The sequence below is a fragment of the Nocardioides panacihumi genome, from assembly GCF_039530925.1.
In the GTDB taxonomy this organism is placed as follows: Bacteria; Actinomycetota; Actinomycetes; order Propionibacteriales; family Nocardioidaceae; genus Nocardioides; species Nocardioides panacihumi.
This window is the reverse complement of record NZ_BAAAPB010000005.1, coordinates 359891-377867: the sequence shown is the minus strand read 5'-3', so window position 1 is coordinate 377867 and position 17977 is coordinate 359891. Positions and strand designations below refer to the sequence as shown.

The 17977-nt window shown below is 72.2% G+C and carries 16 protein-coding genes; 13 read left to right on the top strand and 3 right to left on the bottom strand.

The genetic code is table 11. The annotated features are described in order from the left end of the window. The first annotated feature begins 199 nt into the window (after positions 1-199). Positions 200-559, top strand: a complete 360-nt coding sequence (locus ABD205_RS20790) for a single-stranded DNA-binding protein (protein ID WP_344048205.1) — start codon at positions 200-202, stop codon at positions 557-559. On the opposite strand, the gene ABD205_RS20785 is transcribed toward ABD205_RS20790, so the two are convergent. Further along, on the bottom strand, positions 534-1652 hold the full coding sequence (locus tag ABD205_RS20785; RefSeq protein ID WP_344048203.1) for a DUF1015 family protein: 1119 nt from the start codon (positions 1650-1652) through the stop codon (positions 534-536). The two genes, ABD205_RS20790 and ABD205_RS20785, sit on opposite strands and share 26 nt — an antisense overlap. A gap of 54 nt (positions 1653-1706) precedes the next feature. Between ABD205_RS20785 and ABD205_RS20780 the strand changes: the two genes are divergently transcribed. The 10 genes from ABD205_RS20780 to xerD are packed head-to-tail and all read left to right on the top strand — an operon-like array spanning position 1707 to position 11773. Next, on the top strand, positions 1707-2702 hold the full coding sequence (locus tag ABD205_RS20780; protein WP_344048201.1) for an HAD-IIA family hydrolase: 996 nt from the start codon (positions 1707-1709) through the stop codon (positions 2700-2702). A gap of 10 nt (positions 2703-2712) precedes the next feature. Further along, positions 2713-2898, top strand: a complete 186-nt coding sequence (locus ABD205_RS20775; protein WP_344048199.1) for a hypothetical protein — start codon at positions 2713-2715, stop codon at positions 2896-2898. A gap of 13 nt (positions 2899-2911) precedes the next feature. Continuing rightward, positions 2912-3784 carry a TlyA family RNA methyltransferase gene (locus ABD205_RS20770; RefSeq protein WP_344048198.1) on the top strand — a complete coding sequence of 291 codons (873 nt, stop codon included), beginning with the start codon at positions 2912-2914 and terminating at the stop codon, positions 3782-3784. Next, a complete protein-coding gene (locus ABD205_RS20765; protein WP_344048196.1) occupies positions 3781-4737 on the top strand; it encodes an NAD kinase in 957 nt (318 codons plus the stop codon). The genes ABD205_RS20770 and ABD205_RS20765 overlap by 4 nt, the downstream gene beginning before the upstream one ends. Then, the gene (gene recN, locus ABD205_RS20760; protein WP_344048195.1) at positions 4730-6490 is read left to right on the top strand and encodes a DNA repair protein RecN; all 1761 of its coding nucleotides are present in this window, start codon (positions 4730-4732) and stop codon (positions 6488-6490) included. The genes ABD205_RS20765 and recN overlap by 8 nt, the downstream gene beginning before the upstream one ends. Positions 6491-6548: 58 nt before the next feature. Beyond that, positions 6549-7697: a putative cytokinetic ring protein SteA gene (gene steA / locus ABD205_RS20755; protein ID WP_344048194.1), complete on the top strand. Its 1149-nt coding sequence runs from the start codon at positions 6549-6551 to the stop codon at positions 7695-7697. Further along, the gene (locus ABD205_RS20750; RefSeq protein ID WP_344048192.1) at positions 7694-8533 is read left to right on the top strand and encodes a copper transporter; all 840 of its coding nucleotides are present in this window, start codon (positions 7694-7696) and stop codon (positions 8531-8533) included. The genes steA and ABD205_RS20750 overlap by 4 nt, the downstream gene beginning before the upstream one ends. An 11-nt stretch (positions 8534-8544) precedes the next feature. Then, positions 8545-10257 (top strand): CTP synthase, encoded by a 1713-nt coding sequence (gene pyrG, locus ABD205_RS20745; protein ID WP_344048190.1) that lies wholly within the window; start codon positions 8545-8547, stop codon positions 10255-10257. Next, positions 10254-10847, top strand: a complete 594-nt coding sequence (locus ABD205_RS20740) for an NUDIX domain-containing protein (protein WP_344048188.1) — start codon at positions 10254-10256, stop codon at positions 10845-10847. The genes pyrG and ABD205_RS20740 overlap by 4 nt, the downstream gene beginning before the upstream one ends. Further along, complete coding sequence (xerD, locus tag ABD205_RS20735) at positions 10844-11773, top strand: site-specific tyrosine recombinase XerD (RefSeq protein ID WP_344048186.1); 930 nt, start codon at positions 10844-10846, stop codon at positions 11771-11773. Before ABD205_RS20740 ends, xerD begins: the two co-directional genes overlap by 4 nt. A gap of 24 nt (positions 11774-11797) precedes the next feature. On the opposite strand, the gene ABD205_RS20730 is transcribed toward xerD, so the two are convergent. Further along, positions 11798-12277 carry an Lrp/AsnC family transcriptional regulator gene (locus ABD205_RS20730; protein WP_344048184.1) on the bottom strand — a complete coding sequence of 160 codons (480 nt, stop codon included), beginning with the start codon at positions 12275-12277 and terminating at the stop codon, positions 11798-11800. A 137-nt stretch (positions 12278-12414) separates the two neighbouring features. Between ABD205_RS20730 and ald the strand changes: the two genes are divergently transcribed. Together ald and ABD205_RS20720 are read left to right on the top strand one after the other, a co-directional pair. Beyond that, entirely contained in the window at positions 12415-13533 is a 1119-nt protein-coding gene (gene ald / locus ABD205_RS20725) for an alanine dehydrogenase (RefSeq protein WP_344048182.1), read from the top strand. 41 nt (positions 13534-13574) lie between these two features. Further along, positions 13575-16130: a DEAD/DEAH box helicase gene (locus tag ABD205_RS20720; protein ID WP_344048180.1), complete on the top strand. Its 2556-nt coding sequence runs from the start codon at positions 13575-13577 to the stop codon at positions 16128-16130. Here the strand turns inward: ABD205_RS20720 and ABD205_RS20715 are convergent, their stop codons facing one another. Beyond that, a complete protein-coding gene (locus ABD205_RS20715; protein ID WP_344048178.1) occupies positions 16131-17903 on the bottom strand; it encodes a DUF429 domain-containing protein in 1773 nt (590 codons plus the stop codon). Positions 17904-17977: the final 74 nt, after the last annotated feature.

The window sequence follows — 17977 nt, the reverse complement described above, 5'->3', positions numbered from 1 at the left end:
TCCCGACTTGAGCTGCCCGGCTTCAGCAGCTCGGTTGGAGTTGCCATTTGAGTTGGCGGGCATTCCGGGCCGATCGTCGTTCACAACGTGTGTCCGAACCGGTGTCTGCACACCCCGGGCGCGGCATCCGAGTGACTGCCGGTGCCGACCTGTTGGCTTGGCCTCAGGAGGTGATGGACGTGGTGGCGAAGATGAGGTGATGGACGTGGTGGCGAAGATGGGGAGCGTCTCTGCGGTGAACGAGGTTCGCCTCGTCGGCCGAGTGAGCAAGGCGCCGCAGCACAGAGAGCTGCCGAGTGGTGACGGACTTCTCGAGTTCCGAGTCGTCGTCGACCGTCCGGCAGGGTCACAGCGCGGGCGTCAACGCATCGACGTCATCGACTGCGTCGTCTGGGGCGGACGCCTGCTTCGTACGGTTCGTGCGTGGTCAGCGGGCGACGTGGTCGACGTGACGGGCCACGTCCGCAGGCGGTTCTTCCGGACGGCCGTCGGCGCGGGCTCGCGGGTCGAGGTCGAGGTGCGGACCGCCCGACTCATCCGGCGCTCAGCGAGCGCATGATCACGCCGACATGCGGCTTGGGCTGGAAGGACGTGGCCTTCTCGGGCAGCAGGCGCCCGGCGAGCGCCGCTTCGAGCACCTGCTCGAAGGTCGGTGGTGGCAGCAGCAGGGCGGTGCCGTGCCGTCGGCTCGCGGCAGCGACGGCGTCATCGGCGTCAGGATGATGACTCACGCCGTGAGGACCGCGGGGGAGCGCCGGGAGCAGGACGTCGTGGACGAACTCGACGACGGTCCCCGGGTGTGGTGGCAGGTATGCGAGAGCCCAGCGCCGCCCGTCCGTCAGACCGACTGCCGCCGGGTCGAGCTCGGCCGTGGTGGCGAGGGGCCGGAACTCGGCGTGGATCCCGAGCGTCTGGAGGGCCGTCAGCGCATCATCGAGGTGCACGCCGGCCAGCGCTCGATGGATGGCCCGCAGATGTAGGGGCGTGTCGCGATGGTCGACGAGCATGGCGAGCCCGGAGTCGGCGGCCGTCCCCGGGCGCCGGGCCTGCATGCGGAGGTAGGCGGCGTACCGATGGTGCCCGTCGGCGATGAGCGCCCGCACGCTCGCGAGCTCGTGCCGCACCGTCTCGATCTCCTCGGACGTGCGCCAGGCCCAGAGCCGGTGACGCTGCCCGCCGGCGTCCTCGAACTGCCGGGTCGGGGGCTCGCAGTCGATGGCCGCGACCAGCGCGCGCAGCCTCGTCGATCCGTTGTGGACCAGGAGGATCGGTGCGGGGTTGAGGTGCATCTCCTCCATCCGGTCCGCGAGCTCGTCGGCCTGGGCGGGGTGGATGCCCTCATGGGGGAGCACCACGCTGTCATCACGGCTGGTGGTGCGCCGGGCCAGCTCGAGGGTGCCGACGATGCCGCGCACGGTGTGCCCGCCGGAGGTGTACTCGTGCAGGTACAACGCGGCGTGCGGGTCCGTGCTGATACGCCCGTGGTCCTCCCACTGCTGCAGCCGGGTGGCCACCGATCGGAACGGGCGTGCGAAGAGGCGTCTGGAGGCGGGATCGCCGATCCTCGACGGCTGCAGCAGCTGCGCCCGAAAGGGGTCGAGGCTGAAGGGGCCGGCGAGGTACGGCGGGGAGACGACGTCGCTGGCGTCCATCCGGCCATGTTAGTGATGCGACCAGCGATGCTGACGCGCACTAGGGTGGCGGCCATGTTGGGCGCGTCGGAGAAGCCGTTGTGCGAGGTCTACGACCTCCTGATGCTCGACCTCGACGGTGTCGTCTACGTCGGCGGTCACGCGGTCCCGGGCGCGCCTCGGCACCTCGAGGACGTGCGTCGCAGGGGTCACCGGCTGGCGTTCATCACCAACAACGCCTCGCGCCCGCCGAAGGCCGTCGCCGAGCATCTGACCGAGCTCGGAGTGCCGGCCGACGCGCGCGACGTCGTCACCTCCGCGCAGGCGGCGGCTCGCCTGCTCCATGACCGGCTCGGCGCAGGCGTCCCGGTGGTCGCACTCGGCGCCGAGGGACTGGTCGAGGCGCTCGCGGCGGAAGGGCTGGTGCCCGTCGGCGTCGAGGACGACGCAGAAGCGCTCGTCACCGGATACGGGCCCGATGTGGTCTGGCGCGACGTGATGCGGGCAGCGGTGCGTGTGCGTGACGGGCTCTGGTGGGTCGCCAGCAACAGCGACATGACGATCCCGACCGTGTACGGGACGGCGCCGGGTCATGGCGTCATGGTCGAGATGCTGCGCCGGTTCACCGACGTCGAGCCGGACATCGCAGGCAAACCCGCGCGGCCCCTGCTCGACGAGACGGTCCGCCGGGTCGGTGGCACCCGGCCGCTGATGGTCGGCGACAGGCTCGACACCGACATCGCCGGCGGACACACCGCGGGCATCGACTCACTGCTCGTGCTCACGGGGATCACCGGGTTGGAGGAGCTTGCGACGGCGACGGAAGAGCTGCGCCCGACGTACATCTCGGCCGATCTCGGTGGCCTGCTCGTGCCGCAGCCCGCAGTCGACGTGCGCGACGGTCGCTGTGCGGTCGGCGGCTGGGAGGCGGTCGCACGTGCCGACGGCATCACCGTCACGGGCCAGGGAGCGGTCGACGACTGGTGGCGCGCGGTCGCCAGCGCCGCCTGGGGCTGGCTCGACACGACCGGCTCTCCGGCGGACGTGAGCCGACTGAGCGTGCCCCGGTAGCCTCTGCCGCATGACCGAGGACCAGACGTACGGCGGCGACGAACCGGTGCGCACGGGTGTGCCGGCGGTCGACGCCGTCCTCGACGACGTCGACACCGCCGCCGACCTCCCGGTCGACGAGCAGGTCGCCGTCTTCGAGCGCGCCCACGAGCGGCTGCGGCGGGCCCTCGACGGCCAGGCCGACGAGCCGTCCTGACCGGGGGACACCCGTGCCGCCCCGCCGTCTCCGTCTCGACGCCGAGCTCGTCCGTCGACACCTCGCCCGTTCGCGGGAGCACGCCAGCGAGCTGATCGCCGCGGGTCGCGTCACCGTCTCCGGCGCTGTCGCCACGAAGCCCGCGACGGGAGTCACGACGGACCTGGCCATCGTCGTCAAGGACGACCCGCTGACTCCCGACTACGTCTCCCGGGGTGCTCACAAGCTCGCCGGTGCCCTCGCCGCGTTCGAGCCTCTGGGCCTCTCCGTCGACGGGCGTCGCTGCCTCGACGCCGGCGCATCGACCGGAGGGTTCACCGACGTCCTGCTGCGCCGGGGCGCCGCGGAGGTGGTCGCGGTCGACGTCGGCTACGGGCAGCTCGCCTGGAAGCTCCGCCAGGACGACCGCGTCGTGGTGCACGACCGGACGAACGTCCGGGAGCTGACGCCCGAGCTGATCGGCGGCACGGTCGACGTCATCGTCGGCGACCTGTCGTTCATCTCGCTCACGCTCGTGCTGGACGCGTTGCTCGGTGTGGCCGCGCCAGACGGAGACCTGGCGCTGATGGTGAAGCCGCAGTTCGAGGTCGGCAAGGAGCGCGTCGGCAAGGGCGGCGTCGTGCGCGACTCCTCGCTGCGCGCCGAGGCTGTCAACGGCGTCGCCGCGGCTGCGGTCGCGCGCGGCTGGGGCGCACGCGGGGTGACCACGAGTCCGCTGCCGGGGCCCTCGGGCAATGTGGAGTTCTTCCTGTGGCTGCGCAAGGGCGACGCCACCGTGGACGCCGACGCGATCGCGCAGGCGGTCCACGACAAGGTCGGTCTCAACGACACCGAGGCGGCCGGATCCCGCGGGTCGTCGGTGGGGGATGAGAGGGTGGAGCCGTGACAGACCCGACGCCCGAGCCCGACGTGCGCCGCGTCCTGATGCTCACCCACACCGGCCGCGCCGAGGCCCGCGAGGTGGCCGGCGCGTTCTGCAAGGCGCTCGTGGGGCACGGGCTGGTCGTCCGGCTGCCGGAGGCGGAGGCCGCCGACCTCGGCATCCGAGGGTCCGAGCAGGACGGCGTGGAGATCGCCCGGTCGGAGGGCGACACCACACTGGGCTGCGAGCTCGTCCTGGTCATCGGCGGCGACGGCACGATCCTGCGGGCCGCCGAGCTGACCCACGCCAGCGGGACGCCCGTCCTGGGCGTGAACCTCGGACACGTGGGCTTCCTCGCCGAGGCGGAGTACGACGACGTCGAGTCGACCATCGACGCGATCGTGCAGCGCCGCTACGTCGCGGAGGACCGGCTGACGCTCGACGTGCGCGTCTACACCGACGGCGAGGAGGTCTTCCGGACCTTCGCCGTCAACGAGGCGAGCGTCGAGAAGGCCGCCCGGGAGCGGATGCTCGAGGTCATCATCGAGGTCGACGACCGGCCGCTGTCGCGGTTCGGGTGCGACGGCGTCGTCTGCGCGACGCCGACAGGGTCGACCGCCTACAACTTCAGCGCCGGCGGCCCGGTGGTGTGGCCGGGCGTCGAGGCGCTGCTGATGGTCCCCATCAGTGCGCACGCCCTCTTCGCGCGCCCGCTCGTCGTGGCCCCGACCTCCGAGCTCGCGGTCGAGGTGATCAGCCGCACCGACGGGGCCGGCGTGCTGTGGTGCGACGGGCGACGTGCCTTCGACCTGCCCCCCGGGGCACGGATCGAGGTGACCCGCGGCGATCGGCCCGTCCGCCTGGTCCGGCTCCACGAGGCGCCGTTCACCGACCGCCTGGTCGCGAAGTTCGACCTCCCCGTCCATGGCTGGCGCGGAGCCGCCGAGCGACTGCGCCGGGAGCGTGGCGATGCTTGAGGAGATCAGGATCTCCTCGCTCGGCGTGATCGAGGACTCCGTGCTCGAGCTCAGCCCGGGGCTGACGGTGATCAGCGGCGAGACAGGTGCCGGCAAGACCATGATCGTGACGGCGCTCGGCCTGCTGCTCGGCGGTCGCGCCGACTCGGGGGCGGTCCGCAACGGCGCACGCGCGGCCCGGGTCGAGGGCATCGTCGATGCCACCAGGCTGACGGACTTCCGCGCGGCGGTCGACGAGGCCGGCGGCGAGGTCGAGGACGGGCGGGTCGTGCTGGCCCGTAGCGTCGCCGCCCAGACCGCCACCGGCGCGGGACGCTCGCGGGCGTTCGTCGGCGGGGCGGCGGTCCCGGTGACCACGTTGGCCGACGTCGCCGAGCCGCTGGTCGCGGTCCACGGTCAGTCCGACCAGCACCGGCTGCTGCGACCCCGCGCGCAGCGCGACGCGCTGGACCGTTTCGGCGGTGCTCCGGTCGCCGACGCGCTGGATCGCTACCGGGCGCTCCACCGCCGGTTGCAGGAGGTCGAGACCGAGCTCGACGAGGTCACCGCGAGCCAGCGCGAGCGTGCCCGCGAGGCCGACCTCCTCCGGTTCGGTCTCGCCGAGATCGAGGCGGTCGACCCGCAGCCTGGAGAGGACGCCGCACTCGCCGCCGAGGAGTCGCGCCTGGGCTTCGCCGACACGCTGCGCACGGCTGCCGAGCAGGCGCGCGAGGTGCTGTCCAGCGAGGACGGGGCTCCGGACGCACTCGGTGCGGTGAGCACGGCCCGGGGGCAGCTCGACGGGGTCCGCGACCACGACGCGGAGGCCGGCGAGCTCGCCGACCGGCTCGCCGAGGTCAGCTACCTGCTCTCCGACGTCGCGGCCGACGTGTCGTCGTACGCATCGCGCATCGAGACGGACCCCGCGCGCCTCGCCGGTGTCTCCGAGCGGCGTGCGGCACTGACCGCGCTGACCAGGAAGTACGGCGACAGCATCGACGAGGTGCTCGCCTGGTCCGCGACCTCCGCGAGCCGCCTGCTCGACCTCGACGGCACCGACGAGCGGATCGAGGAGCTGCGGGCCGAGCGCAGGCGACTGCGCGAGGAGCTGGGCGACGTCGCCGGTGAGCTCTCCGAGCTGCGCACGCGGGCGGCGGAGCAGCTGGCCGCCGAGGTGACCGACGAGCTGTCCCGGCTCGCGATGCCACACGCGCGGCTCTCCGTCGCCGTGCGGCAGACCGACCTCGGCGGGGCCCCTGCCGCCGCCGGACGGGAGCCGCTGAAGGTGGGGGAGCGGTGGCTGCGGTTCGGCAGCTCCGGTGTCGACGAGGTCGAGCTCCTGCTGGCCGCCAACACCGGGGCCGACCCGCGGGCCTTGGACAAGGGCGCGTCGGGCGGTGAGCTCTCGCGCGTGATGCTCGCCCTCGAAGTCGCGTTGGCCGGCACGAGCCCGGTGCCGACCTTCGTCTTCGACGAGGTCGACGCGGGGGTCGGTGGCGCGGCGGCGGTCGAGGTCGGCCGACGCCTCGCACAGCTGGCCCGGTCGGCGCAGGTCCTCGTCGTGACGCACCTGCCCCAGGTCGCGGCGTACGCCGACCAGCACGTGGTCGTCGAGAAGTCGAGCGACGGCAGCGTGACGAGCTCGGGCCTGACGCTGCTCGACGACGCAGGACGGGAGCGCGAGCTCTCGCGGATGCTCGCCGGGCTGACCGACTCCGACACGGCGCTCGCCCACGCCCGCGAGCTGCTCGAGGTCGCCCGCGCCGCGCGCTGACACGCCGACGCGAGGGCTGCCGGATCGGGCCCGGTCCGGATGTGAGGATGAAGCAGTCATGAGACTTCCCCTCCGCTCCTCCACTGCCACCGACACCGTGACCGGCGTCCGCGGTGCCGTCCGCACCGGGCGACCGACGCGTGCACTGCTCGCGCGCCTCGAGCCGGGCGACGTCGCGGTCATCGACCACCTCGACCTGGACCAGGGCACCGCTCGGGCGCTGCTCGACGCGCGTGTCGTCGCGGTCGTCAACGCGCAGTCGATGATCTCCGGACGCTACGCCAACCTCGGCCCGGAGATCCTGGCCGAGGCCGGTGTCCTCCTCATCGAGGGTGTGGGCGGCTCGGCGTTCGCCCGGTTGGCGGAGACCGAGGAGGTCACGATCCGTGACGGTGGCCTCTACGACGGCAACCAGCTGGTCGCCGAGGGCCGCGCGCTCGATCTCGACGACGTACGTCTCGCGATGGTGCAGGCGCGGGCCGGCCTCGCCGCCCAGCTGGAGACGTTCACGCACAACAGCGTCGAGCTGCTGCGCCGCGAGGAGGACGTGCTCCTCAACGGTGCGGGGATCCCGATGCTGCACACGCCCCTCGACGAGCGTGCGGCGGTCGTCGTGGCGCAGGCCCGCTCGGCCGACCTGGGTCGGATCAAGCGCTTCGTGCGCGAGCAGCGACCGGTCGTCGTCGCGGTCGACGCTGCCGCCCAGAAGCTGCGCAAGGCGGGCGTGAAGGCCGACGTCGTCATGCTGTCCGGCACCGAGTCCCTGCCCGAGGCCAAGGTGCTGCGCGGGGCCCGAGACGTGGTCGTCGTCCAGCGGGCGGACGCCGCGCCGGGCGTCACCGAAGGGCTGGCCCGGATGGGGATCGCGCCGCACGTCATGGCGACCACCGTCTCGACCGAGGACGCCGCGCTGCTGGTGACCAACGCCGGCCGGCCCAGCCTCGTGGTCGGGGTCGGCCTGACCGCGACGCTGGAGGACTTCCTCGACCGTCGGGGCTCCGGGCTGGCAGGCAGCTACCTGACCCGCCTCGTGCTCGGTCCGCGTCTGGTGGACGCCGCCGCGCTCCCGCTGCTGTACACGGGCCGCGTCCGTCCGTGGCACGTCGCGCTGTCGGTGCTGGCGGGGCTGGCCGCTGTCGGGGCGTCCATCGCGACCACGGCGGTCGGCCACGACTGGGCGCAGCAGCTGACGGAGCTGATCCGATGAGGCGGCTGATCCCGCTGCTCAGCGTCCTCTTCGCGCTGGGGGCCGGCGTCGCGCTCGGCGCCGGGCCGCTCGACGACCGGAGCACCGCGGCATCGGGCACGCACCCACGCACGCGGACGTCCTCGGCGCTCGACGCCACGTTCGCGAGCACCGTCGCACCGGCGCTCTACGCCCACCGACTCGCCAAGCAGAGCGTCGCCGTCGTGACCACGCCGGGCGTCGCCCCGGCCACGGTGAAGGCGCTCGTCGACCAGGTCGTGGCGGCGGGTGGCACCGTCTCGAGCCGGACCGACCTGACCGACGCGCTGACCGCGCCGGGCCAGAAGACCCTCGTCGACACGATGGGCTCCCAGCTCGCCACGCAGCTCGCCGCGCAGGTCCCGAGCCTGGCCGACCCGGCGCTGACCACCTACCCGCGGATGGGCAGCCTGGTCGGCCTCGCGGTCGCCACGACGGGTGCGGCTTCCGCAGCCCCGGCCGCACCGGCGAGCACCGTGCGGGAGAGCCTCAAGGCGGCCAAGCTGACCAACGACGTCGGGAGCGCCGGTGTCGCCCCGCTGGTCCTCGTGGTGCTCGGCCACGACCTCGACGACGCGATCGTCAACGGTTTCGTGCAAGGCGTCGCGACCCAGGCGCACGGCGTCGTTGTCGTGGGCCGCACCCGGAGCGGCGACATCCGGTCGCTCCGGGACCGGAAGGCGCCCGTGGCGACGGTCGACGGGGTCGAGGCGGCCGCGGGCCGGGTGGCCGCCGTACTCGCTCTCGTGCGGCAGATCACCGGAGGCAACGGAAGCTTCGGCGCGTCCGGAATCGATGGACCGGTCCCGGTCGGATAGCATTGAGGTCCATGAAGTCGGGCGCCCAGACCAAGCATGTTTTCGTCACCGGAGGCGTCGCCTCCTCACTCGGGAAGGGTCTGACGGCTTCCAGCCTCGGCCGTCTGCTCCGGTCGCGCGGTCTCACCGTGACCATGCAGAAGCTCGACCCGTACCTCAACGTGGACCCCGGCACGATGAACCCGTTCCAGCACGGCGAGGTCTTCGTCACCAACGACGGCGCCGAGACCGACCTGGATGTCGGCCACTACGAGCGCTTCCTCGACACCGACCTCAGCGGCAGTGCGAACGTCACCACCGGTCAGGTCTACTCCAACGTCATCGCGAAGGAGCGCCGAGGCGACTACCTCGGCGAGACCGTCCAGGTCATCCCGCACATCACCAACGAGATCGTCGACCGGATCCTGGCGATGCACGGCGACGGGGTCGACGTGGTCATCACCGAGATCGGCGGCACGGTCGGCGACATCGAGTCGCTCCCGTTCCTCGAGGCCGCTCGGCAGGTGCGCCAGAAGATCGGGCGCGACAACGTCTTCTTCGTGCACGTCTCGCTCGTGCCCTACATCGGGCCGTCGAAGGAGCTCAAGACCAAGCCGACCCAGCACTCGGTCGCCGCGCTGCGCCAGATCGGCCTGCAGCCCGACGCGGTGGTGTGCCGGGCCGACCGTGAGCTGCCGCAGAGCATCAAGTCGAAGATCGCCCTGATGTGCGACGTCGACGAGGAGGCAGTGGTCACCGCCGCCGACGCGCCGAGCATCTACGACATCCCGAAGGTGCTGCACCGCGAGGGTCTCGACGCGTACGTCGTCCGCAAGCTCGGCCTTCCGTTCCGCGACGTCGACTGGACGATCTGGGACGACCTGCTCCGCCGGGTGCACCACCCGAAGGAGGAGGTCACCGTCGCGCTGGTCGGCAAGTACATCGACCTGCCCGACGCCTACCTCTCGGTCGCCGAGGCGCTGCGAGCGGGCGGCTTCGCCCACGAGGCCAAGGTCAACATCCGCTGGATCCGGTCCGACGACTGCGAGACGCCGGCGGGCGCGCAGAAGAACCTGCACGACGTGGACGCCGTCCTGGTGCCTGGCGGGTTCGGCATCCGGGGACTCGAGGGCAAGCTGGGCGCGCTGACCTACGCGCGGACCCACGGCATCCCGACCCTCGGCATCTGCCTGGGCCTGCAGTGCATGGTGATCGAGTACTCCCGACAGGTGCTCGGCCTGGAGAAGGCCGGCTCGACGGAGTTCGACGCCGACACCCCGGAGCCCGTGATCGCCACCATCGCCGAGCAGCTCGCCTTCGTCGAGGGCGCCGGAGACCTCGGCGGCACCATGCGGCTCGGCCTCTACCCGGCCGACCTCAAGCCGGGCTCGATCGCCCGCGAGGTCTACGACTCGGCCGAGATCCAGGAGCGTCACCGGCACCGCTACGAGGTCAACAACGCCTACCGCGACCAGCTCGAGGAGGCCGGCATGGTCTTCTCCGGCACGTCGCCGGACAACAACCTGGTGGAGTTCGTCGAGCTGCCGCGCGACGTGCACCCCTACTACATCGCGACCCAGGCCCACCCCGAGCTGCGGTCGCGGCCGACGAAGGCGCACCCGCTGTTCAGGGGGCTCGTCGGCGCCGCGATCATCCGGCAGAAGGAGCAGCGCTTCCCGATCGACGAGTCGAAGCTGCACCGGGAGCCCGAGCCGGAGGCCGTGGCGGAGCCCGAGACGAAGTGAGCCGCCTCGAGGACGTCGACGAGTCCTGGCCCGTCGTACGGTCGACGGACCTGCACCGCGACGACTGGATCGTGGCGCTGCGCTCCGACCTGGTCACCTCGCCGTCGCATCCCGGGGGCGAGCCGTTCCGGCGGCTCGTGCTGGAGCATCCGGGCGCGGCCGTCGTGCTGGCGGTGGACGACGACGAGCAGGTCGTCGTCGTCTCGCAGTACCGTCACGCGGCGCGTCGGCGCTTCGTGGAGCTGCCCGCCGGTCTGTGCGACTCCGATGGCGAGGACCCGCTCGAGGTGGCGAGGCGTGAGCTCCGCGAGGAGGCGCTGCTCGCCGCCACCGAGTGGACGCACCTGACGTCGGCGTACTCCTCGCCGGGCATCTCGGCCGAGCTCATCCACTACTACCTGGCGCGGGGGCTGAGCGAGGCCGACCGCGGCGACTTCGAGCTCCTGCACGAGGAGGCCGACATGGAGGTCTTCCGCGTGCCGTTCGACGACCTGCTCGCGGCGGTGCTCGACGGGCGTGTCACGGACGCGCCGGTCATCGTGGCCGTGCTGTGCGCGCACGCGCGCGGACTCGTCGGCGCCCGCCGATGACCGAGGCGGGTGCGGTCAGCCGCGCTGTGCGGGCCTACCTCGACCACCTCACCGTCGAGCGCGGCGTCGCGGCGAACACGCTCGCGTCTTACAGGCGCGACCTGCGGCGCTACCAGGAGTACCTGGGCGCGGTGGGCGTGACCGATCTCGGTCAGGTCGCGGAGGCGACGGTGACCGACTTCCTGGCGCGACTTCGCGAGGGCGACGGTGACTATCCGCCGCTCGGTGCGAGCTCGGCCGCCCGGACGGTGGTCGCCGTGCGCGGCTTCCACAAGTTCGCCGCGGCCGACGGGCTCGTGGCGACGGACCCGGCGGCCGGCGTACGGCCCCCGAGGCCCGCGAAACGGCTGCCCAAGGCCCTGCCGCTCGCCGACGTGGAGGCCATTCTCGACACGGCCGGAGCCCCTGGCACGACACTCGCGCTGCGCGACCGCGCCCTGCTCGAGGTGCTCTACGGCACCGGGGCCCGGATCTCGGAGGCGGTCGGCCTCGACGTCGACGACGTCGACCTCGTGGACGGCGCCGTGCTGCTCCGGGGCAAGGGCGGCAAGCAGCGGCTCGTCCCGATCGGCTCCTACGCCCGTACGGCGGTCGAGGCCTACCTCGTACGCGGCCGGCCGGAGCTGGCCAGCGTGGGCGGGGCCGGGGGAGCGCTCTTCCTCAACGCGCGCGGCGGCAGGCTCTCCCGGCAGTCCGCTTGGACGGTGCTGGTGCGAGCCGCGGACAGGGCCGGCGTCACCCACGACGTCTCGCCGCACACCCTGCGCCACTCCTTCGCGACGCACCTGCTCGACGGCGGGGCCGACGTCCGGGTCGTGCAGGAGCTGCTGGGGCACGCGTCGGTGACGACGACGCAGATCTACACGCTGGTCACCGTGGACAACCTGCGCGAGGTGTTCGCGGCCGCGCACCCGCGCGCTCGCTGACGCACTCCGAGTCGACGGCGCGGCTCAGGTCCAGCGCGTCGCCCGGGCGTGCTGGAAGATCAGGTTGGTCTCGGTCAGCGCCACGTCGGGGTTGCTCGAGAGATGCTCGATGACGAAGGCGTTGAGTCCGTCGGTGCCCGCCGCCGCGACGTGGACGAAGAAGTCGTGTCCGCCGCCGAGGAGGAACACGTTGAGCACGCCCGGGAGGCCGGCGAGGTGCCGCATGAAGGCCTCCAGCCGCCCGCGGGCGTGACCGTGCATGCGCACGGCGATCATCGCCTGGAGCGGCCGTCCCGCCAGGGCGGGGTCGATGTCGGCGTGGAAACCGCGTACGACGCCCGACTCGCGCAGTGCCCGGATCCGGCCCAGACAGGTCGACGGTGCGATGCCTGCCTTCGCTGCGAGTGCGTTGTTGGGCTGTCGTGCGTCGGCCGAGAGCTCGGCCAGCAGGATCCGGTCGATCTCGTCGAGGACCGGCGCGACGATCCCGGCGCGATCGAGCACCGCCCGACTCCGAAGATCGTTCGGACGACCTGCGGCGGTGGCGTCACGGGGCGAAGGTTCGGCGGCCATGTGAGTAATCTAACGAATCTTGTTCAGCGCTCTGGCGGCACGCCGAAGATCCGAACGAGAATCGCCTCATGACCAAGATCGGCGTGCCCAAGGAAGTCAAGAACCACGAGTACCGCGTGGCGATCACGCCTGTCGGCGTGCACGAGCTCACCTCGCGTGGCCACGAGGTGGTCGTCGAGCGCGGTGCCGGGCTCGGCTCGCAGATCCCCGACGCCGAGTTCGAGGCGGCCGGCGCCAAGATCCTCGACTCCGCCGACGAGGTCTGGGGCAGCGCTGACACGGTCCTCAAGGTCAAGGAGCCGGTCGCGGAGGAGTACCACCGTCTCCGCGACGGCCTGACCCTCTTCACCTACCTCCACCTCGCCGCTGACAAGCCGCTCACCGAGGAGCTGCTGGCCAAGAAGGTCACCGGCATCGCCTACGAGACCGTGCAGCTGCCCAGCGGCGGGCTCCCGCTGCTCTACCCGATGTCCGAGGTGGCCGGCTGCCTCGCGCCGCAGGTCGGTGCCTACTCCCTGCTCAAGGCGCAGGGTGGCCGTGGCGTGCTTCTCGGCGGCGTCGGCGGCGTGGCGAACGCCAAGGTCGTCATCATCGGCGCCGGTGTGTCCGGTCAGAACGCCGCCAACATCGCGCTCGGCATGGGTGCCGACGTCACCCTGCTCGACACCGACCTCGACAAGCTGCGGATGTCGTTCTGGCGCTACAACAACCGCGTCCACGGCCTCGCCTCGTCGAAGCTGGCGATCGAGGAGCAGGTCACCCAGGCCGACCTGGTCATCGGCGCCGTGCTGATCCCGGGTGCCGCCGCGCCGAAGCTGGTGACCAACGAGCTGGTGTCGCGCATGAAGCCCGGCTCGGTCCTCGTCGACATCGCGATCGACCAGGGCGGCTGCTTCGAGGACTCCCACGCGACCACGCACGACGACCCGACGTACCAGGTGCACAACTCGACGTTCTACTGTGTGGCCAACATGCCTGGCGCCGTCCCGAACACCTCGACCTACGCCCTGACCAACGCGACCCTGCCGTACGTCGTCGCGCTGGCCGACAAGGGTTGGGCGCAGGCGTGCCGCGACGACCACTCGCTCGCCCTGGGTCTCAACACCCACGCCGGCCAGCTCACCAACGCGCCGGTCGGCGCCGCGGTCGGCATCGCGGCGGCCACACTCGACGAGGTTCTCGCCTGACGTCGACCGTCCCCACCACCGGCATCACCGCGGGCGCCTGGGTGCCCGCACCCGGAGCGTCGCCCGACGAGGTGTACGACGCCGTGGCGTCGTACGCCTCGTCGCGCGGGCTGGCGCTCTACCCGCACCAGGACGAGGCGATCATCGAGCTCCTCGGCGGGAGCAACGTGGTGCTCGCGACCCCGACCGGATCGGGCAAGTCGCTGGTCGCCCTGGGCGCCCATGCCGCCGCCCTCGCGACGGACCGGGTGTCGTTCTACACCGCGCCGATCAAGGCGCTGGTCAGCGAGAAGTTCTTCGACCTGTGCGAGGTCCTCGGGGCTGACAACGTCGGGATGCTCACCGGCGACGCAGCGGTGAACGCCGACGCGCCGGTCATCTGCTGCACGTCCGAGGTGCTCGCCAACATCGCGCTGCGCGAGGGCGCGGCGGCCGACATCGGGCTCGTGGTGATGGACGAGTTCCACTACTACGGGGAGCCGGACCGCGGCTGGGCCTGGCAGGTGCCGCTCCTCGAGCTGCCCCAGGCTCAGTTCCTGCTGATGTCCGCGACGCTGGGCGACATGACGGAGATCGCCGGCGACCTGACCCGGCGCACCGGGCGCGAGACGGCCGTCGTCGACGAGGCCGAGCGGCCCGTGCCGCTGACGTTCACCTGGTCGCTCACGCCCCTCGACGAGACGCTGGAGGAGCTGGTCACGACCGGCCAGGGTCCGGTCTACGTCGTGCACTTCACGCAGGCCGCGGCCGTCGAGCATGCCACCTCGCTGGTGAAGGCCGGCTGGGTCGGCGGCGGAGCGTCGGCGGAGCTCAAGGAGCGCCTGGCCGGCGTACGGTTCGGGGCCGGGTTCGGCAAGACCCTCGGCGGCCTGCTGCGCAAGGGCATCGGCGTGCACCACGCGGGGATGCTGCCCCGCTATCGCCGGCTCGTGGAGCAGCTCGCCCAGGCCGGCCTCCTGCGCGTCATCTGCGGCACCGACACCCTCGGTGTCGGCATCAACGTCCCGATCCGCACGGTGCTGTTCACCGGTCTCGCCAAGTACGACGGCCAGCGCCAGCGCGTGCTCCGCACCCGCGAGTTCCTGCAGATCGCCGGTCGCGCAGGGCGTGCGGGCTACGACACCGCCGGCTACGTCGTGGTCCAGGCGCCGGAGCACGTCATCGAGAACGAGAAGGCCAAGGCGAAGGCCGTCGAGCGGCAGGCTGCCGGGAAGAAGAACTCGAAGGCGCAGCTGCGGAAGCCGCCCGAGGGCACGGTCGTGTGGACCGAGGCGACGTTCACGAAGCTGGTCGAGGGTCGGCCCGAGCCGCTGCAGTCGCGGATGAAGGTCGACAACGCGATGATCCTCAACGTCGTCGCCCGCGAGGAGGACGCCTTCGCGGTCCTGCGGCGGCTGCTGACCGACAACCACGAGGACCGCCGCACGCAGCTGCGGCTCGCACGCCGGGCGTTGCGGTTGGCCAGGTCGCTGCTCGCGTCGGGTGTGCTCACCCGGCTCGCGTCGCCGGACGCGCTCGGACGGCGCTACGCGCTGACCGAGGACCTTCCGGCGGACTTCGCCCTGAACCAGCCACTGGCGCACTTCGCGCTGGCCGCGCTCGACGTGCTCGACCACGAGAGCCCCGACCACACCGTCGAGGTGGTCTCGGTCGTCGAGTCCGTGCTGGAGGCGCCGCGGCAGATCCTGTTCGCCCAGCAGCACGCCGCTCGCGGTGAGGCGATCGCGGAGATGAAGGCCGACGGGCTGGAGTACGACGAGCGGATGGCCCTGCTCGAGGAGATCACGTGGCCGCAGCCGCTCTCCGAGCTCCTCGAGGGGCTCTACGAGACCTACCGGCAGTCGCACCCGTGGCTGCCGGAGGATGCGCTCGGCCCGAAGTCGATCGTGCGTAAGATGTACGAGCAGGGCATGACGTTCACCGACTTCGTCGGCCGCTACCAGCTGGCCCGGTCGGAGGGGCTGGTGCTCCGCTATCTCACCGACGCCTACAAGACCTTCCTGCACACCGTGCCGGAGGCACACCGCACGCCGTCGCTCGAGGACCTCATCGAGTGGCTGGGGGAGACCGTCCGGCAGACCGACTCGTCGCTGCTCGACGAGTGGGAGGCGCTGGCCGACCCGGCCCACGCCCGGCCCGACGTGGCGCACCACGAGCCGCCGCCCCCGCCGCGGCCGATCAGTCAGCAGACGCGGGCGTTCGCGGTCATGGTCCGCAACGCCCTGTGGCGCCGTGTCGAGCTGGTGGCGCGCGACGACGTCCGCGGCCTCGCGGCCCTCGACCGGACCGACGCCGGGCGGTTCGACCCTCCGCGCGAGCCGGCGATGGACGCAGCCGCCTGGGACGCGGCGCTGGAGGCCTACTTCACCGACCACGACGACGTGCTGCTCGCCGGGGACGCCCGCGGACCGGCGTACCTGGTGACGAGGGACGAGGTCGTCGACGGGCGCCGTGTCCGGCACGTCCGGCAGACCCTCGCCGACCCGGCCGGCGACCACGACTGGGTGATCGACGCCGAGGTCGACCTCGACGCGTCCGACGCCCTCGGGGAGCTCGCCCTGGTCATCGCGGCGATGCGCCGGCTCGACGGGGTCTGATCACGCCCCGCGCATCTTCGCGAGTCTCTCGCGAAGGGCCTGGTGGCGGTGGGCGTTGCCTCCGAGATCGACGTACGTGTCGCCGTAGGCCCACAGCAGGGCGTCGTCGAGCCGGCGTACCGCACCGGGCGGGTAGCGGTACTCCATCCGAGCGGCCAGGGTCTCCTCGTCCACCGAGCGCAGGCAGGTGGCGAGCTCGACCAGGGATGCGATGCCCAGCTCGAGGACCAGGGTGGAGATCCAGGCGTAGTGCTCGATACGCGACCAGCCGGCGTCGGCGTACTGCCCGGCGAGGAAGGCCGCCAGCTCCCGGGGGCTGATCCGCGGGTCGTCGTCCATCGGCTCGAGCTGGGTCCCGGTCATCCCCTCCCGGAGTCGGTCCCGGATCGCGGAGAACTCCCGGTCGGCGAGCTCGAGGAGACCGGCCGCCAGGGTGAACCGGCGGTCGAACTCGGGCACGTGCTCGGACGGGATGGTGCCCTTGTAGCGGATGTCGTGCTCGAACTCCGCCCAGGCGTGCTGGAGCACCGTGCGGATCTGGACCTGCGCCTGGCGGTCGGGCAGCAGGTCGTAGGCGTCCGGGGTCTCCCGGGCGGGGTCGAGGCTGACGAGCAGGTGTCGGCTGGCGTAGCCGAAGCGGCCCTCGTCCGCGGTCTCCCGACCCATGTCCCGGTCGTCGTGCACGATGACCTGGTCGCTGAGGAGGTCGACCACCGCCTGCACGTCGCTGTGCACGTAGGTGATGACGCGGATCCCGATCTGGTCGGTGATGTCCTGCAGCGGGTCGAGGAAGACGCGCCGACCGTCGACCGCGCGGGCCGCCTTGGTCGCGAACGACGAGACGGACTTCGCCCGCCCCGTCACGGTCAGGTAGTTGATGCCCGCGTCGTCGAGGATCGCCGTGACCAGCTGCACGAACTGATCGGTGGCGCGCGCCCGCTGCGGCTGCTTCCGGGCGTACTCCCGGACGGCGGCGTCGGGGTCGGTGATCGCGGTGGCGCGGCGCGGGCGGGGCGTCGGCGTCAGGTCCGCGGGCAGCGTCGGCGTCACGATGTAGCCGGTCTCGAAGTCGCCGTACGTCGTCGTCCGCTCAGGGCTGCGGGTCGCGAACAGCGCCACGTAGGCGCACACGACCGCATCGACCTGGTCCTCGACGACGCGCAGCTCGCTCTTGCGCTGCGCGCTCTCCACGGCACTGCGCAGCGCCTGCCAGGACCCGGGCCGCTCCTCGCCGGGGCTCTCGACCACGAGGGGCGGGTCGGCGGTGACGCGGGACTCCAGGAGGTCGAGCAGCACCATGAGCTCGGCGCGCAGCTGGGCGAGGTCGCGCCCGGGCTTGTTCTTGTACTTGAGAGTCCGGCCGAGCCGGAAGAGTGCGACCGTGGCCGGGTGCGGATAGACCTCGATCGCGCGGCGGGCGCGCCCCGACCGCGGGTTCATGTCCAGCCCGAGCCGCGCCGCGATCCGGGCGCCGCGCGGCTGCTCCCGGAACTCCGGCTTGCCGGTGTTGGACGGGTGCGCCCCGGCGTCGAACCGAGCGAAGTCAGCGTTGAGCTGGGCCTCGGCAGGACGGTTCCCGCTCGCGTTGTTGACGATCAGCGGCGCATCGATCGCGACGAGGCAGTCGTCGTCGACGTACGGCCCCAGCGCCGCGACGATGTCGTCGTCGCTCGTGGCCGCCGAGACGTGCACCAGCCGGCCGGCGTCGTCCAGCACGGCCAGACCGGTGGGCCTGCGCTCGCCCCAGGCGAGGTCGACCCCGACGAAGTACATGGAGGAAGCCTGCCCTACGCGTGGATGCGGGCGGGCAGCGGCGTCGTCGCGTCGCCCGCTGCTGCGTGCCGGCT

What these genes read in the sequence shown, in the direction of transcription:
- ABD205_RS20775 (WP_344048199.1), top strand. Translation starts at nt 2,713, where the DNA reads ATGACCGAGGACCAGACGTACGGCGGCGACGAACCGGTGCGCACGGGT.
- ald (WP_344048182.1), top strand. Translation starts at nt 12,415, where the DNA reads ATGACCAAGATCGGCGTGCCCAAGGAAGTCAAGAACCACGAGTACCGC.
- recN (WP_344048195.1), top strand. Translation starts at nt 4,730, where the DNA reads ATGCTTGAGGAGATCAGGATCTCCTCGCTCGGCGTGATCGAGGACTCC.
- ABD205_RS20785 (WP_344048203.1), bottom strand. Translation starts at nt 1,652, where the DNA reads ATGGACGCCAGCGACGTCGTCTCCCCGCCGTACCTCGCCGGCCCCTTC.
- steA (WP_344048194.1), top strand. Translation starts at nt 6,549, where the DNA reads ATGAGACTTCCCCTCCGCTCCTCCACTGCCACCGACACCGTGACCGGC.
- ABD205_RS20715 (WP_344048178.1), bottom strand. Translation starts at nt 17,903, where the DNA reads ATGTACTTCGTCGGGGTCGACCTCGCCTGGGGCGAGCGCAGGCCCACC.
- ABD205_RS20750 (WP_344048192.1), top strand. Translation starts at nt 7,694, where the DNA reads ATGAGGCGGCTGATCCCGCTGCTCAGCGTCCTCTTCGCGCTGGGGGCC.
- pyrG (WP_344048190.1), top strand. Translation starts at nt 8,545, where the DNA reads ATGAAGTCGGGCGCCCAGACCAAGCATGTTTTCGTCACCGGAGGCGTC.
- ABD205_RS20780 (WP_344048201.1), top strand. Translation starts at nt 1,707, where the DNA reads ATGTTGGGCGCGTCGGAGAAGCCGTTGTGCGAGGTCTACGACCTCCTG.
- xerD (WP_344048186.1), top strand. Translation starts at nt 10,844, where the DNA reads ATGACCGAGGCGGGTGCGGTCAGCCGCGCTGTGCGGGCCTACCTCGAC.
- ABD205_RS20790 (WP_344048205.1), top strand. Translation starts at nt 200, where the DNA reads ATGGACGTGGTGGCGAAGATGGGGAGCGTCTCTGCGGTGAACGAGGTT.